We start from the raw sequence: 14,634 nt of genomic DNA, 5'->3' as shown, positions 1-14,634 counted from the left end.
GAACGGGCGCCCGTCGGCGCGAGGGGTGCCTGTTCCCATGCTCGTCGCAGTGCGTGTCCGGCGCCCCTTCCGAACCGGAGATGCCGGGGTGACCGGGGCGGCCGGGCGGCACCTCACGGCGATCAGGTCGCGGGCGGCGGCGGGTCGCCGTAGGCCACCGTCGTGCCTCCCACGAACGGCAGCAGTCGCCCGGCCTCCTCCTCCAGGGCCGCCCTGTCCGCGGCGCGGAGCGGCCGGAACGGGGCGAGCCGCAGCGTCCCGGCGCCGAGCGACCATGTTCCGTGCACCCGGCCGTCCACCAGGAAGGTGGGCCGGACCTGCGCCCCGCCGGGCATCACACGGGTGCGGTCCTCGTCGCCGATGATGCGCGTCCGGTCGGCGTGGGCGAGCAGGATGTTGTCGAAGGCGGGCAGCAGTCGCACCGGGGCGGGGGTCTCGGGGTCGGGCAGCTCCGCTTCGGCCAGATCGAACAGCTCCCCGCCTCCGGGGCCGGAGTAGCGGCGCAGTTCGTCGTCCATCTCCGCGACGACTTCACCCAGGCGGGTCAGTCCGCACCAGACCTGGACGTCCTTCACACGGGCCGGGCCGAAGGCCGCCAGATGGCGGCGGACCAGTTCCTTCGCCGTCTCGGTCGTGGTCGCCATCGGCCGTCCCAGCCATGCCTCGGCGGGCGTGACGGAGATCGCCGACCGGTTGCCCCAGGAACCCCAGGCGGCGGTGGCCGGGTCATGGACGAGCGGAGTGCGCAGTTCGACCTCCCCGGCCAGGATCCGCCCGTCGTGCCCCGGGTGGCGGTCGGCCAGTCCGCGGGCCAGCTCCCTGCGGGGCAGCGTCCCGTCGCCGAGCAGGTCGAGCCCCTCGGCGACCAGGGACGCCGGGTCCAGGCCCACGCCGTGCCCGGTGGAGTCGCCACGTGCGCTGTGGTTCCGGGTGAAGTACGGCGAGCCCGCCGTGCGGTCGAGCACGGGCTGCACCAGCGGGCGCAACCGGCGGAAGTCGTCGGCGGCGGCGAGGTGCTGGGTGCTGCGGAGCAGGGTGGACCGGACGACCTTCCGGTCCTCGACGAGCGCGGTGAGCTCCGCCCGGGTGAAGCCGTGGATCCTGCTCCACAGTCCGACGTAGGGCCAGTTGGGCTCCTGCGCCTGGAGTGCGACAAGGCGTCCGATCACCTCAAGGGGAGTGCGGTCGGTGCGCGCGAGCAGGAACTGGCGGTCGAGGAGCGCCCGGTTCAGGGCGCGGAGGGAGAGCGTGGTCACGGCAGACGCACCGAGACGTTGCCCCGGTAGGAGCCCTGGAGCAGCGAGAGGAACGCGCCCGGCACGTCCTCGATCCCACCCTCGACGACCGTCCGCGGGTAGACGAGGCGGCCCTCGCCCAGCCACGTTCGGAAGTGCTTCTGCCAGGACTCGATCTGATCGGGCGTGTGGTGGCAGGAGAAGGGCAGCAGCTCGACGCCCCTGGCCTCGGCCGCCGCGCGGTCGGGCTGCGGGAAGCGGTCCGCCGCGTCGCCGAGCTGGCTCGACAGCGAGCCGCACAGGGCGAAGCGCGCCCCGGGCCGGGCGGCTCGCAGGGCGGCGTCGTACTGCTCGCCGCCGACGACGTCGAAGAACACCGAGATGCCCTCGGGCGCCAGCTCCTGGAGCCGGTCGGCCGGGGAGCCGTCGTGGTAGTCGAACGCGGCGTCGAAGCCCAGCTCGTTCACCAGGTACGCGGCCTTCGCCGGGCTTCCGGCGCTGCCGATCACCCGCACCGCGCCGAGGCACCGGGCGATCTGCCCGGCCAGCGAGCCGACCCCGCCCGCCGCGCCGGAGACGAACACCACGTCGCCCTCGCCGACGGCCGCCACGTCGGCCGTCCCGTAGTAGGCGGTCGGCCCCTGGCCGAGGTGGTGGCCGGGGTCGGGAAAGAAGCCGCGGTCGAGCTTGACGTACGCGGACGCCGGACCCGCCGAGTACTCGCTCCAGCCGGCCGTCGTCCGGACGAGGTCGCCGACCGCGAGCGCGGGGCTCCCGGAGCGTACGACCGTGCCGACGGTGACCAGTCCCACCCGCCGGCCCGGCCGCCAGGCCGGCACCGGGAGGGTGCAGTCGGCCCGCATCAGCTCCAGGTACGCGGCGGCCAGGCCCACCTCCTCGGTGCGTACCAGGACCTCGCCGTCCACCTCGGTCTCGGCGACGGTGAAGTGGTCGAGTGTCGGGACGCCGGTGATCTGCGTGGTCAGCCGGATCTCACGGGTGATCATTTCTCGGTCCTCACATCGGTCCGGTGGGGCTTTCGAAATCGACTCTAAGGACACTTCCGGTCACTTTCCGGCCGGAACTCCGGGCAGTATTCCGGCATGGCGAACACCAGCTCACGGACCCTCCGGCTGCTCTCCCTGCTGCAGACCCACCGCCACTGGCCCGGCCCGGAACTGTGCGGCCGGCTCGGAATCTCCGAGCGGACCCTGCGCCGCGACATCGACCGGCTCCGCGAGCTCGGCTACCCGGTCGGCGCGGCCCGTGGCACGGACGGCGGCTACCAGCTCGCGCCCGGCGCCGTCCTGCCGCCGCTCCTGCTCGACGACGAGGAGGCGGTGGCCCTCGCCGTCGGCATCGGCGACGCGGCGCAGAGCGGGATCGCGGGGATCGAGGACGCGTCCCTGCGGGCGCTCACCAAGGTGGTGCGGGTCCTGCCTCCCCGGCTGCGCGCCAGGGTGGACGCCCTGCGCGCGATGACCGTCTCCGCCTCCGCGGCAGGGCCGGCCGTCGCGGCGGGCGTGCTCACCGCGGTCGCCCAGGCGTGCCGGGACGAGGAGCGGCTGCGGTTCGGTTACACCGCCCGGGGTTCCGCTGCCACCGAGCGCGAGGTCGAGCCGCACCGCGTCGTCGCCCTCGGCGGGCGCTGGTACCTGGTCGCCTACGACCTGGACCGGCACGACTGGCGCAGCTTCCGCCTCGACCGGCTGACCGGGCCGACGGCGACCGGCGCCCGCTTCCTGTCCCGTCCGCTCCCGGCCGGTGACGCCGCGGCCTTCGTCCGGGAGGCGAGCGGGGCCCCCGCGCCTTACACGGTCGAGGTCCTCGTCCACGCGCCGTCGGCGCGGGTGCGGCGGACGGTCGGCCGGTGGGGCACGGTCGAGCCGGTCGACCGGGACAGCTGTCGGCTCACCATGACCTCGACGTCTCTCGACTGGCCGACGCAGGCGCTGGGCAACGTGGGGGCCGAGTTCGAGGTCCTGGGCCCGCCGGAGTTCGCCGCACACCTCCGGGAGTGGGGTGCCCGTTTCCTGCGCGCGGCCCCTCAGGACAGGTCGTGATACCCGAGGCAGTCCGGGTCCTGGAGGGGGCAGCTCGGATGGGGGGTGCGGTCCCGCTCCGGGGGTGGGGGCGGCTCGTCCGCGAGGGCCGGAGCCGGGGGCAGCTCGAAGGATCCGCAGAGGCACGCTCCGCACGTGCCCGAGAACCGGGGTTCCCCGTGGCGGAAGCGCGGATGTCCGCACCGGCACTCCTGTGTCGCCCAGGCCGCCATCTCCGGACCTCCGATCCCCCGCGGTCTCCGCGCTCGACCGTGCTTTCGCGGTCTCCAGGGTAGCGACCGCGCCCCCGGTCCGCCCCCCACCCTCAGCTCGGCCGCATCCTGAACTCGTAGGCGTCCGGCAGGAGTTCGTCGGTGAGCCGGGCCCAGAGCTCGCCCAGGATCTCGGCGCCCTCGCGCAGGTCCGCGACCTCGAAGCCCGCGTCGAAGACGGCACGGGCCTCGTCCGGCCGGCCCTCGGCGATCAGCAGCCGGGCGTCGAGCAGCCGGAAGGCACCGCGCTGCCGGACCGGCTCGGGCAGCCGCTGCCAGAGGGCCCTGGCCCGGTCGGGCCGGCCGACGGCGAGGAGGGCGTCGACGGCCTCGCGGCCGAGGGCGGCGGCGAGGGTCTCCCCCGCACCCTCCTCAGGTCCGCCGTCTGCTCCCGCGTGGTCGGCGAAGGCTTCCGTGAAGTGCTCGGCGGCTCGCTCCGGGTGCCCGTCCTCCCGGTCGGCGACGGCCAGGCAGTACAGCAGCGGCCAGCGCACGGCGGCCTCCTTGAGCCCCCGCTCCCAGCTGCGTACCGCCTGGGCGCGGTCACCGGCGTGCCACTGGGCGATGCCGAGGTGGTACTCGGTGGTGGGGTCGGCGGGGGCGGTCTCCAGCATGTCCCGCCAGGGCGATGCGACGAGCGGCGCGATCAGGGGCGTGCCCGGTGCCGCGCCTCGCACAGCGCCCTGTGCCGCGCCGTGCGCCGACTTTGACGGCGCCGGCAGGACGCCTGTGTGCAGCAGCTCCCGCCAGGGTTCCTGATCGGGTCCGAGCGTCGATTCGGGGAACGGCGTCCCGGGCAACTCGTATCCACCGCGCAGGACTTCGAGCGCACCCCAGCCGGAGCCGGCCGCGAGGACCTCGTCCGGAGCGGTGTCTGCCGCGCTCTCCCGCCAGGCCGTGTACGCCGCGTCGACGGCGGCGCGGGGCAGCACACCGGCCAGCTTGTGCTCGACGTCGGAGCGGGCGGCGGCCCAGTCGTCGCCGAGCGCCGTGGCGGGATCGGCGGCGAGCGGGCCGTACGCCTCCAGCCAGCTGAACTCCGCGTCGCCCGCGAGTTCCAGGTGTTCCAGCTGGGTGCGGGCGAGTCCGGCCTGAATCTCGGCGTAACCGGGGGTGCCGGGTTCCGTCAGCCACTCCTGCCAGCGCCGGCCGCCGCGCTCGGTGCCCCACACGAAGAGCTTGCGACCGCGCAGCGGATCGGTGGAGGTCTGGACGAGTCCACCGCCGTCCGGATCGAGAGCGGCGATCCAGCGGCGCTGCCCCTCGGGCAGATCGTAGAACCAGTCGGCGGCGTGTGCGCTGTTCAGCGGGTACGAGCGGTCGATGCCGTCCTCCGTGCGCGCCACGGGGACCCGGCGCAGGCCGCGCTCGTAGCCGTGGTGCCAGGCCGTGTCGGCGGGGGCGAGGACCCGGCGGTCCTCGGGGACGGCGATGTTGGACCACCAGTAGACGGGGGCGGGGCGCTCGTGGGGGTTTCGGATCCGGACCCCGACGTACAGGAAGTCGGAGCCCTCCGGGAGCCACAGGTCTATCTGGAAGGGCAGGTCGCGCAGCCGTTCCCACTCCCAGAGGCGGAGCATCGGTCCGCCGTCGGGTGCGCGGACGGTCGCCGCGTGGAGGGGCGAGCAGGACAGGGTGGTGTGGCCGGTGGCCCCGATGTTCCACTCGATGCCGCCGGAGAACCAGGCGCCGTTGAGGGCGAAGGCGGCGGGCTGGAACACCGGGTTGCGGTAGAGGAGTTCGCGTCCGGTGGGCTTGTGGTGGAGGGAGTGGACGCGGCCGCCGAGGCCGGGCAGCACGGTCACCCGGAGCCGGTCGTTCTCGATCACGATCGTGTCGAGGTCGGCAGGGGTGCGATCGCGGCCGTAGCCGTCGCGGACGGGAGCGGGCAGCAGGCTGCGCAGGGGTGCCCGCCCGATGCCGCGGGCCATGTCGCGCGGGAGTTCCGCGAGGGTCCGCGCGTCGACCGCGTGGGCCCCGGCACCGGCGGGGGCCCGCAGGGCGGGAAGAGGGTTGTCCGGGCCCAACGGGGCTGCGGGCAGCGTCAGTACGGCACGTCGTACGGTCGTCATCGCCCCATGGAACACGCCGACGGCCGTCCTGACCAGGGGCTCTCCGCGTCAGGCTTCGGCAAAGCCGAGGGCGGGGGCCCCGGAAATTCCCGGCCTGATCGGCAGGACACTCCCTAGGGTGGAGGGTCGGCACGCCGTCGGGCGGCCGGGGAACCGTGACACAGGGAGTACGAGGAATGGGCACGCAGCACACCTACCGGGTCATCGTGCGCGGCACGTTCGACGGTCTGTCGGAAGAGAGCCGCACCCGGCTGCTCGCCGAGGTGGACGCGCACGGGCTGACCGCGATGCGGTTCACGGAGGAGGGCTCGCTGGCCTACGACCGGACGCTGAAGCACTTCTCGTACCGCCTGGTCGTCGTCTCCGACGCCGAGGACGGGGACGAGATGGCGGGCGCGCTCGCGGAGGACCGGGTGGAGACCGCGCTCGGGGAGCTCGGCCACGGGTACAAGGCGCTGCGTTCGACCGTGACCGACCTCGACACCATGAAGATCAACTACAAGCGCTGAGCGGTCTCGCCCCCGCCCGTCGCGCCTTCGGGCTCCGGGGCGGTGATCGCCCAGCGTTCGTGGTCGCGCCAGGCTCCGTCGATGAGCAGCATGGCGGGCGAGAAGCCCTCCAGCCGGAAGCCCGCGCGGCGGACGAGCGCGCGGGAGGGGGCGTTGCCGGGTTGGATGTTCGCTTCGAGACGGTGGAGTCCGAGCGGCCCGAAGGCGTACGCGAGGAGCAGTCCGAGGGCCTCGGTGAGCAGTCCGCGCCCGGCGGCGTGCGCGAAGGCGCCGTAGCCGAGGGCGCCGCTGCGGAAGGCGCCCCGGACGATGTTGTTGACGGTGAGGAAGCCGGCGATCCCGCCGCCCGCGTCCCCGTGCTCGCACACCAGGAACCCCTCGCGCGCCGGTTCCTCGATGAGGGCGGACGCGTAGCCGCCGTAGGCCTCGGCCGTGCACGGCGGGAACAGCCAGGGCCGGTGGAGTTCCCGGCTCTCGCGGGCGCGGGCGGTGAACTCCTCGGCGTCGTCGAGGGTGAAGGCGCGCAGGCCCACGCGGGGCCCGGCGGTGAGGTAACGGCCAAGATCGTCGGGCATACGGCCAGGCTAAGCCGCACCGAGGAGCGAGCCACGGAGGGGGTGCGGCGCGCTCAGCGGCCCGCTCATCGGCGCGCCGTGCGCACGCGGGGCGGGCAGCTCTCCCCCTTCCGTACGACTCCGATCATGACGGTGGTGCGGCGGTCGAGGCCCGTGCCCGCCGCCGGGTACTGCGTGACGACCTGCCATCGCGGCGGCCAGATCACCCGCCGGTCCCGCCCGCTCACGTCGTGGACGTCGAGTCGGGTACGGGGGTCCAGCCGGGTGAAGACGCGCCACAGGCCGCGGTCGAGGAAGTCGGGCACCGGGCGGGTCCCGCCGTCGTCGGCCGCGGCAGAGGCCTCCGTCGAGGTGACGGCTATGGCCGCGAGGGCGAGGACCGCGCCCGCCCCGACGACGGCGCGCCGCTTCACTTCTGCCTCCGGGCGGCGACGTAGAACCCACAGGCGGCGCCGAGGAGCGCGGTGGCGAGCAGGGCCAGGTAGAGCGGCATGGTCACTTCGGGGATCAGGAGCCGGATCTTGACCTCGCGGGTGTTCTGGAAGATGAAGACCAGGGTGATGGCGGCGAGCGCCATCATCCCGATCCGGCCGGGGGTGAGGGCTTCGGTGAACCGGGATCTGCCCCCGTCCGTTGTCCGTGACGTCTCCTTGGGACTCATGCCCGGCCCTCTCCTCCGTCGTGCCGTCGGTCGTACCCGTCCACAGCCGTGGGACCAGAATGAGGTGGGCGGAGCCTCACCGTGACGGCGAGGAGAGCCGTACGAGTGACTTGTCAGACAACGTGGGCCGACTACCGTGGTGCCTGACACCGTCGGGACCCGGGGCCGGAACCGCCCGGAACCGACCGGATTCGAGACGAGGAGCGGCCGTGGCGGTCAGCGGACAGCGGCGGCGACCGGTCGTGGCGCTCTACGAACGGATCGCGGACGCCGTCCACGACGGCACCTACCCGCCGGGCTCGACACTCCCCTCCGAACCGAAGCTCGCCGCCGAGCTGGGCGTGAGCCGGCCCGCCCTGCGCGAGGCGCTGCTGCTGCTCCAGGAGGACGGTCTGCTGACCGTACGGCGCGGGGTGGGCCGGACCGTGAACGACCGGCCGCCACGGCGCGGGTTCGAGCACGTCCAACCGCTTGAGGAACTGATCGGCGCGGGGACGCCGCTGCGGGTGCGGGCGCTGCTGCGGACGGTCGAGGAACCGACCGACTTCACCACCCAGCACCTGCTGGCCCCGGCCCGCGCCGAGCTGCGGTTCTGGGAGTCCGTGCTGACCGGGGAGGGTACGGCGGCGGCGCTGAGCCACGAGTGGGCGGCGCCCGACGAGCTGCTCGACCGGGTGCACCCCGAGTTCGCGCGCGCCCTGCGGGCGACGGAGACGGGCAGCCGGGCGGAGGCGGGCCCCTTGGCGAGGACGGCCGGCGGCTCCGAGCGGAGGCCTGCCGTCTCCATGCTCTCGGTCCTGGTCGGAGCCTCGCGCGAGACCGCCCTCAGCGCGCACAGCGGCATCACGGCGACACTGCTCGGACGGCGGCGCGGGGACCAGCTGGGTCGCCCGGCGGACACCCCGGCCGTACTCGTCACCCAGGTCGTCCGGGTCGGCGAGACCCCGGTCCTGGCCGCCAAGCACATGCTCCCGACGGGCGCCCCGGCACTGCCCGTACTGCAGTCCCACTAGGCACGCCCGAGGCCGCGCACGCCTCTTCCGGGGCTCCTGCCCCAGCCCCCGTCAGGGCCGTCACAGCGGCCCCCTCTCCCGTGGCGTACACTTCCCCGCCATGCACTTGTCTGACAACCCTGCCACGCCTGCCGCCGCCACCGTCTCCGAGTGGATCCGCCGGGCCCCCAAGGCCGTCCTCCACGACCACCTCGACGGTGGACTGCGCGCCACGACCATCGTCGAGCTGGCACGGGAGTGCGGCTACGCCGCGCTGCCGACCGAGGACCCGGCCGCGCTCGCGGTCTGGTTCCGGGACGCCGCCGACTCCGGTTCGCTGGAGCGCTACCTGGAGACCTTCGCCCACACCTGCGCGGTGATGCAGACCCGCGAGGCGCTCACGCGCATCGCGGCCGAGTGCGCCGAGGACCTGGCCGCGGACGGTGTCGTCTACGCCGAGATCCGCTACGCCCCCGAGCAGCACCTGGAGGGCGGTCTGACCCTCGACGAGGTCGTCGAGGCCGTCAACGACGGTTTCCGTGAGGGCGAGCGCCGCTCCGGCGGCCGCATCACCGTCCGCACCCTCCTGACGGGCATGCGCCACACGGACCGCTCCCTGGAGATCGCGCGGCTCACGGTCGCACACCGGGACAAGGGTGTGGCCGGATTCGACATCGCCGGCGGCGAGATCGGCAACCCGCCGGCCCGCCACCTCCCCGCCTTCCAGCACCTGAAGCGGGAGAACTGCCACTTCACGATCCACGCGGGCGAGGCCGTCGGCGCGGAGTCGATCCACGAGGCCGTGCAGGTCTGCGGCACCGAGCGGATCGGCCACGGCGTGCGGATCACGGACGACATAGCCGAGGACGGCACCCTGGGCCGGCTCGCCTCGTACGTCCGGGACAACCGCATCGCCCTGGAGGTCTGCCCGACCTCCAACCTCCAGACGGGCGCCGCGAAGGACTACGCCTCGCACCCGATCGACGAGCTGCGCCGCCTCGGTTTCCGGATCACGCTCAACACGGACAACCGGCTGGTCTCCGGCACCACCATGAGCGAGGAGTTCCAGCACATGGCGGACGCCTTCGGGTACGGCCCCGAGGTCTTCGAGGAGTTCACGGTCGCCGCGCTCGATGCCGCCTTCCTGCCGCTGCCGGACCGGCAGCGGCTGATCGACGAGATCGTCCGCCCGGGGTACGCGGCGCTCGGGGTCTAGGGCCCGAACGTCCTGCCCTGATCCGCCGCCCGACGCGGGGTCACCCCACCCTCCCCTGGATCAGGGGGAGTTCGAGAGTCCCCGCGTTCTCGGGGGCGCTGACGACGGTCACCGGCTTGATGCCGTGGTTGCCGGAGTACGCGGTGTCGCTCGCCGCGATCACCAGCTCCAGCCGGTGGCCGGTCTCGTAGCGGTGGACGACGGCGGGCAGCTCGACCGTGAAGGGGCGGGTGACGTCCGGCACCCGCACCGGCGCGACAAGGTGGTTGACCAGGGTCTTGGTGCCGTCGGGGGCGAGGTCGTAGAGCTTGGCGAAGAGCACGAGCTTGTCGGCGGCGTCACCGGAACCCTGCACCCGCTCGGTCGCCGGAGAGACGACCTTCAGGGTGGCCTTCGGGGCGCCGACGAGATCGACCGGCCCGGCGAGCGGGGCACTGGTCCAGCCGAGGTGGGTGCCGGGGGTGTCGTACGGCCGGGGGTCGGGCAGCCCGATCGTCCCGGCGAGCGAGGACTCCGAATGGCTCGTCGGGAACAGCCAGTTGCTGTACGTCCTGGATCCCCGGGCCACCTTCGTACGGTTGTCGACGAGCTTGCCGTCGCCGGAGAGGTACAGCCGCTGACTGAGCGCCGGGACGCCGGCCGCCGTGCCGTAGCCGCTCTGCCAGTCGCGGTACCAGGCGAAGGCGGGGCCGGTGTCCGCGGTCCGGTTCTTGCGCAGGTACCGGTCGAACCAGGCGAGTACGCGCTGCCCGACGTAGCTGGACTCCAGGTTGCCCTGGCCCAGGTCGAGCTCGCCGGGCTTCTGGCCCCCGCTGTGGCCCCAGGACTGCCAGATCATCCGGGTGTCGACGCCGCGCTCGCGCAGCCGGTCGTAGGTGGCCCGCGCCTCGTTGAGGTTGAAGAGGGTGTCGGCCTGGCCCTGGACGATCAGGGTGGGTGCGGTGACCCGGTCGACGTACGAGACCGGGGAGACGCTGCGGGCGTAGGCGAGCATCTTCTCCGTCTCGGCCTTGGGGTAACGGCCGGAGTTGAGGAGCCGCACGGTGTCGCAGGCGTCGGAGACGAAGTGGAGACAGCCGAGCGAGTTGATCCGGCTGGGGTCCAGGGAGGGGACGAGCAGCGGCTGCCCCTCGCCCATCAGATAGAAGCCGTTCGCCCACTGCCACTTGAAGACACCGGGGGTGGCGCGGTCGGCGGCGTTGGGGGCGAGGGAGTACGCGAGGTCGTTCCAGGTGATGAGGGGGACGAGGGCGTCGATGCGGCGATCGACGGAGGCGGCGGCGAGCTGTACGGCCCCGCCGTAGGAGCCGCCGATCATGCCGACCCGCGGGTCGCCCGCGCCGTCGCGGGTGACGAAGTCGACGCGCGTGCCGTCGTCGGCCGCCCGGCCGCCGGCGAGGAAGTCGACGAGCCGGGCGGCGGCGCGGCCGTCGATCTCCGGGTCGTCGAGGGAGATCAGACAGCCGGACTTCCCGAAACCGAGGCCCGAGTAGACCAGGCCGACGTAACCGCGCTCGGCGAAGGCCTTGCCGATGGCGTCGGTGGAACCGTCGCTCTTGCTGCCGCCGAAGCCGTTGGTGGCGAGGACGGCGGGCGCGGGATGTCCGGCGTCCACGCCCGCCGGCCGGTAGAGGTCGGCGTCGACGGCACAACTCCGGGCGCCCGCCTCGACGGTGAACCGGAGCGGGGTGACGGTGTAGGAGCCGGTGACGGCCTCCGCCTCGGCGCCGCTCGCGGGCGCGGCGAGAGCCAGGGGCGCGGCGAGCGCGGCCGCACCGGCCACGAGGGCGAGGGCTTTGCGGGAACGGGGCACGGCACGGGACACAGAGACCTCCACGCTGAGGACGACGCCGAGAGACCCACCGCAACTACCGACTGGTAGGTACCCGGGCAGCGCCCATGCTGTGACACGTGTCAGAGGCCGTCAATGCGCCGGACGAAGGTTATTGACGGAGATTCAGTGAAGGCCGTCCGGGCGTCCGGGGCGACCCCGCGCCCGCATCCCGCTCAGCGCAGCGCCGGTACGTCCAGCGTGAGCGTGCCCTTGTCCGCGTCCAGCACGCCGGACACCCCCAGCGGCATGGTCAGCGCCGTCTCGCTGTGCCCGAAGCCCAGTTCCTCCACGACCGGCACCCCGAGACCGCCGAGCCGGTCCGCGAACACCGCCCGTACCTCCTCGTACGGGCCGCACTCCGCCCAGGAGCCGAGGCCGATGCCCGTGACGCCGTCGAGCAGACCGGAGCGCAGGAGTTGGGTGAGGATGCGGTCGAGGCGGTACGGCTCCTCCCCCACGTCCTCCAGGAGGAGCAGCCCGCCGCGGGCCGAGGGCCGGCCGTGCGGGGTGCCGAGGTCGGCGGCGAGGAGGCTGACGCAACCGCCGAGCGTCACGCCCCTGGCCCGGCCCGGTACCAGGGTCCGTGCCGTGTCCAGGCCGAGCGTCCGTACCGACTCGGGTTCGAACAGGGTGGCCCGCAGCGACTCCTGGGTGCGCGGGTCCGAGAGGAAGGTGCCCGCGGCGACCATCGGACCGTGCAGGGTGGCGTAACCGGCCCGGACGGCGAAGGCCTCGTGGAGGGCGGTGATGTCGCTGTAGCCGACGAACACCTTGGGTCCGGCCTCCCGGATCGCCCTCCAGTCGACGAGGTCGACCATGCGCTGCGCCCCGAAGCCGCCGCGCGCGCAGAGGACGGCGGAGACCGAAGGGTCGCACCAGGCCTCGGTCAGGTCCCGGGCGCGGGCCCGGTCGGCGCCCGCGAGGTAGCCGAGGGTGGGGTGGGTGTCCCGGACGTGCGGGGCGACGACGGGATCGAGGTCCCAGCCGCGCAGGATGTCGAGCCCCGCGCGCAGCCGCTCCTCGGGGACGGGCCCGCTGGGCGCGACGACCGCGACCCGCGCGCCGGGCCGCAGCCGGTCGGGACGGGTGAGCGACCTGACGGGCGGCCGGGCCTCCGCCCTGGCGCGGAGGTCGGCATCGGGGGCGGTCACGTGCGGTACTCCAGGTCGGGCACGTCCGTCCGGTCGACGCCGAAGGTCCGTGTGTACAGGGAGAGTTCGGCCTCCAGGGCGCGCACCATCGTGTCGGCCCTGCGGAAGCCGTGCCCCTCCCCCTCGAAGGCGAGGTAGGCGTGCGGGACGCCCCGGCCTGCGGTGCGGGTGAGGAAACGCTCGGCCTGCGCGGGCGGGCAGATGACGTCGTCGAGGCCCTGGAGCAGCAGGAAGGGCGCGGTGACGCGGTCGACGTGCTCGATCGGCGAGCGCTCCTTGTAGCGGGCGGGTACGTCGTCGATCGACCCGATGAGTCCGTGGAGGTACTGGGACTCGAAGTCGTGGGTCTCGTCGGTGGCCCAGCCCCGCAGGTCGAGGATGGGGTAGATGATCGTGCCGCAGGCGTAGACGTCGGTGGCGACGAGGGAGGCGGCGCTCGTCCAGCCGCCCGCGCTGCCGCCGCGCACGGCGAGCCGGGCGGGGTCGGCGGTCCCCTCGGCGGCGAGGGCCCGGGCGACGGCCGCGCAGTCCTCGACGTCGACGACGCCCCACTGCTCGCGCAGCCGCTCGCGGTACTCCCGGCCGTAGCCGGTGGAGCCGCCGTAGTTGACCTCGGCGACCCCGATGCCCCGCGAGGTGAAGTAGGTGATCTCCAGGTCGAGGACGAGCGGGGCGTGTCCGGTGGGTCCGCCGTGCGCCCAGATCACATAGGGCGGCAGCTCGTCCTCCGGCCCGGTGAACCGGGGGTGGTGGGGCGGGTAGATCTGCGCGTGGATCTCCCGCCCGCCGGGGCCGGTGAACGTACGGAGGCGGGGCTCGGGATGGTGGGCGGGGTCGACGGCGTCGGTGTGCGCGGCGCCCACGACCCGGGTGCGTCCGGTGCGGGTGTCGAGTTCGACGATCTCGTACGAGCTGTGCGGTCCGGCGGCTACGCCGACGACCCGGGTGTCGTGGGCGGCGAGCGTCGAGGCCCACTCGGTCCAGGGTCCGACGGCGTCGACGAGTGCGCCGCGCTCGGGGTCGAGGATGCCGAGGGCGGTGGTCCCCTTGCCGTGGACCACGGCGATGAGGCCGTTCTCCAGGGGCGTGAACCAGTTCAGCCCGATCTTCCAGAGCGGTCCGCCGAACTCCTCGGCGCGGGGGCAGAGCGCGGCCGGTTCGCCCAGACCGCCGTCGGTGTCGATCTCCGCCCGGTAGAGGTTCCACCAGCCGGTGCGGTCGCTGACGAGGAGCAGCCTTCCCGCCGCGTCCCAGTCGACCTGCGGGATCGACTCGGCGGGCCCGCCCGCGACGGTCCTCGTCTCCCGGAAGGTGCCGTCGGGGGCGACCTCGGCCAGCTGGACCTCGGTGCCGTCCCAGGGCATCCGGGGGTGGTCCCAGGCGATCCAGGCCGCCCGGCGCCCGTCCGGGGAGAGCCGGGGTCCGGTCACGAACCGGTGCCGCCCGTCGGAGAGTTCACGCACCGCCGCGCGGTCCTCGGCGGCCGAGCCGTCGAGGGGTACGGCGACGATCACCCGGCGCACATCGGTCGGGGCGGGGCCGGTGAACTCCTCCAGGACGCACCACACCTCGCCCCGGTCCGGGTGGATCACCGGGTCCACCCAGCGCAGTCCGCCGCCGGTCCCGGAGACGGGGGTGAGGGGCCTGGGCCGCGCGCCGGGAGCGGCATCGGGCTCGTACGCGTAGAGCCGCTGGTCGGGGAAGTGACAGAACACGGCGAGCGGTCCGCCCGCCGGGCGGGCGACCGCGGCCCAGGGCCGTCCGCCGTACTCGATCACCCGGCTGCGAACGTTCCACGGGGCGGGCAGCATGCTCTGCTCGGTGCCGTCGGCGCGCCGCCGGACGAGGGCGCGCCGGCCGCCCTCGGCGGGACGCGGGTCGGTCCACCACAGCTCGTCGCCGACGACGCCGAGGTACTCGGGCCGCCCGTCGTGGGCGGCGGCGAGTGCCGCGTCGACGGGTGACGGCCAGCTGCCGTAGGCGGCCGTGGTCGTGGCCATCTGAACTCCCCCTGTCACGGTCTTGCGCGAACGGTCATGGCGTCACGCGGACGGTCATGGCGCTCCGCGGACGGT

Annotated in this window: 13 protein-coding genes; 4 read left to right on the top strand and 9 right to left on the bottom strand. The window is 73.9% G+C overall.

What is annotated here, in order from left to right; translation table 11 throughout:
* Positions 1 to 122: 122 nt before the first annotated feature.
* The gene (locus OG514_RS25470; protein WP_266898613.1) at positions 123 to 1,256 is read right to left on the bottom strand and encodes a winged helix DNA-binding domain-containing protein; all 1,134 of its coding nucleotides are present in this window, start codon (positions 1,254 to 1,256) and stop codon (positions 123 to 125) included.
* Entirely contained in the window at positions 1,253 to 2,242 is a 990-nt protein-coding gene (locus OG514_RS25465) for an NADP-dependent oxidoreductase (protein WP_266898611.1), read from the bottom strand. Before OG514_RS25465 ends, OG514_RS25470 begins: the two co-directional genes overlap by 4 nt.
* A 96-nt stretch (positions 2,243 to 2,338) precedes the next feature.
* On the opposite strand from OG514_RS25465, the gene OG514_RS25460 reads away from it, so the two are divergent.
* Positions 2,339 to 3,298, top strand: a complete 960-nt coding sequence (locus OG514_RS25460; protein ID WP_266898609.1) for a YafY family protein — start codon at positions 2,339 to 2,341, stop codon at positions 3,296 to 3,298.
* Positions 3,299 to 3,602: 304 nt separating this feature from the next.
* Here the strand turns inward: OG514_RS25460 and OG514_RS25455 are convergent, their stop codons facing one another.
* Positions 3,603 to 5,621, bottom strand: coding sequence for a DUF5107 domain-containing protein (locus OG514_RS25455; protein WP_266898607.1), 2,019 nt, complete (start codon positions 5,619 to 5,621; stop codon positions 3,603 to 3,605).
* A gap of 176 nt (positions 5,622 to 5,797) precedes the next feature.
* On the opposite strand from OG514_RS25455, the gene OG514_RS25450 reads away from it, so the two are divergent.
* The gene (locus OG514_RS25450; RefSeq protein ID WP_266898605.1) at positions 5,798 to 6,130 is read left to right on the top strand and encodes a DUF6204 family protein; all 333 of its coding nucleotides are present in this window, start codon (positions 5,798 to 5,800) and stop codon (positions 6,128 to 6,130) included.
* Here OG514_RS25450 and OG514_RS25445 read toward each other — a convergent pair.
* The 3 genes from OG514_RS25445 to OG514_RS25435 all read right to left on the bottom strand — a co-directional run bounded on the left by OG514_RS25445 (position 6,118) and on the right by OG514_RS25435 (position 7,366).
* Positions 6,118 to 6,705 carry a GNAT family N-acetyltransferase gene (locus OG514_RS25445; protein ID WP_266898603.1) on the bottom strand — a complete coding sequence of 196 codons (588 nt, stop codon included), beginning with the start codon at positions 6,703 to 6,705 and terminating at the stop codon, positions 6,118 to 6,120. The genes OG514_RS25450 and OG514_RS25445 overlap by 13 nt on opposite strands.
* Positions 6,706 to 6,770: 65 nt before the next feature.
* Complete coding sequence (locus OG514_RS25440; protein ID WP_266898601.1) at positions 6,771 to 7,118, bottom strand: hypothetical protein; 348 nt, start codon at positions 7,116 to 7,118, stop codon at positions 6,771 to 6,773.
* On the bottom strand, positions 7,115 to 7,366 hold the full coding sequence (locus OG514_RS25435) for a lipopolysaccharide assembly protein LapA domain-containing protein (protein WP_266898599.1): 252 nt from the start codon (positions 7,364 to 7,366) through the stop codon (positions 7,115 to 7,117). The genes OG514_RS25440 and OG514_RS25435 overlap by 4 nt, the downstream gene beginning before the upstream one ends.
* A 209-nt stretch (positions 7,367 to 7,575) precedes the next feature.
* On the opposite strand from OG514_RS25435, the gene OG514_RS25430 reads away from it, so the two are divergent.
* Both OG514_RS25430 and OG514_RS25425 read left to right on the top strand, forming a co-directional pair.
* Positions 7,576 to 8,379 carry a GntR family transcriptional regulator gene (locus tag OG514_RS25430; protein WP_266898597.1) on the top strand — a complete coding sequence of 268 codons (804 nt, stop codon included), beginning with the start codon at positions 7,576 to 7,578 and terminating at the stop codon, positions 8,377 to 8,379.
* 100 nt (positions 8,380 to 8,479) lie between these two features.
* Positions 8,480 to 9,574, top strand: a complete 1,095-nt coding sequence (locus tag OG514_RS25425; RefSeq protein WP_266898595.1) for an adenosine deaminase — start codon at positions 8,480 to 8,482, stop codon at positions 9,572 to 9,574.
* 40 nt (positions 9,575 to 9,614) lie between these two features.
* Here the strand turns inward: OG514_RS25425 and OG514_RS25420 are convergent, their stop codons facing one another.
* From OG514_RS25420 to OG514_RS25410, 3 genes are all read right to left on the bottom strand, one after another.
* Positions 9,615 to 11,411: a CocE/NonD family hydrolase gene (locus OG514_RS25420; RefSeq protein WP_266898592.1), complete on the bottom strand. Its 1,797-nt coding sequence runs from the start codon at positions 11,409 to 11,411 to the stop codon at positions 9,615 to 9,617.
* A gap of 170 nt (positions 11,412 to 11,581) precedes the next feature.
* Entirely contained in the window at positions 11,582 to 12,559 is a 978-nt protein-coding gene (locus OG514_RS25415) for an LD-carboxypeptidase (protein ID WP_266898590.1), read from the bottom strand.
* Positions 12,556 to 14,559, bottom strand: coding sequence for a prolyl oligopeptidase family serine peptidase (locus OG514_RS25410; RefSeq protein ID WP_266898588.1), 2,004 nt, complete (start codon positions 14,557 to 14,559; stop codon positions 12,556 to 12,558). The genes OG514_RS25415 and OG514_RS25410 overlap by 4 nt, the downstream gene beginning before the upstream one ends.
* Positions 14,560 to 14,634: the final 75 nt, after the last annotated feature.

Source organism: Streptomyces sp. NBC_00572 (genome assembly GCF_026341815.1).
Taxonomy (GTDB): Bacteria; Actinomycetota; Actinomycetes; order Streptomycetales; family Streptomycetaceae; genus Streptomyces.
This window is presented reverse-complemented; position numbering and strand designations above follow the sequence as displayed.

Coding starts and splice junctions, on each gene's coding strand:
- OG514_RS25465 (WP_266898611.1), bottom strand. CDS start 2,242: ATGATCACCCGTGAGATCCGGCTGACCACGCAGATCACCGGCGTCCCG.
- OG514_RS25460 (WP_266898609.1), top strand. CDS start 2,339: ATGGCGAACACCAGCTCACGGACCCTCCGGCTGCTCTCCCTGCTGCAG.
- OG514_RS25455 (WP_266898607.1), bottom strand. CDS start 5,621: ATGACGACCGTACGACGTGCCGTACTGACGCTGCCCGCAGCCCCGTTG.
- OG514_RS25450 (WP_266898605.1), top strand. CDS start 5,798: ATGGGCACGCAGCACACCTACCGGGTCATCGTGCGCGGCACGTTCGAC.
- OG514_RS25445 (WP_266898603.1), bottom strand. CDS start 6,705: ATGCCCGACGATCTTGGCCGTTACCTCACCGCCGGGCCCCGCGTGGGC.
- OG514_RS25435 (WP_266898599.1), bottom strand. CDS start 7,366: ATGAGTCCCAAGGAGACGTCACGGACAACGGACGGGGGCAGATCCCGG.
- OG514_RS25425 (WP_266898595.1), top strand. CDS start 8,480: ATGCACTTGTCTGACAACCCTGCCACGCCTGCCGCCGCCACCGTCTCC.
- OG514_RS25410 (WP_266898588.1), bottom strand. CDS start 14,559: ATGGCCACGACCACGGCCGCCTACGGCAGCTGGCCGTCACCCGTCGAC.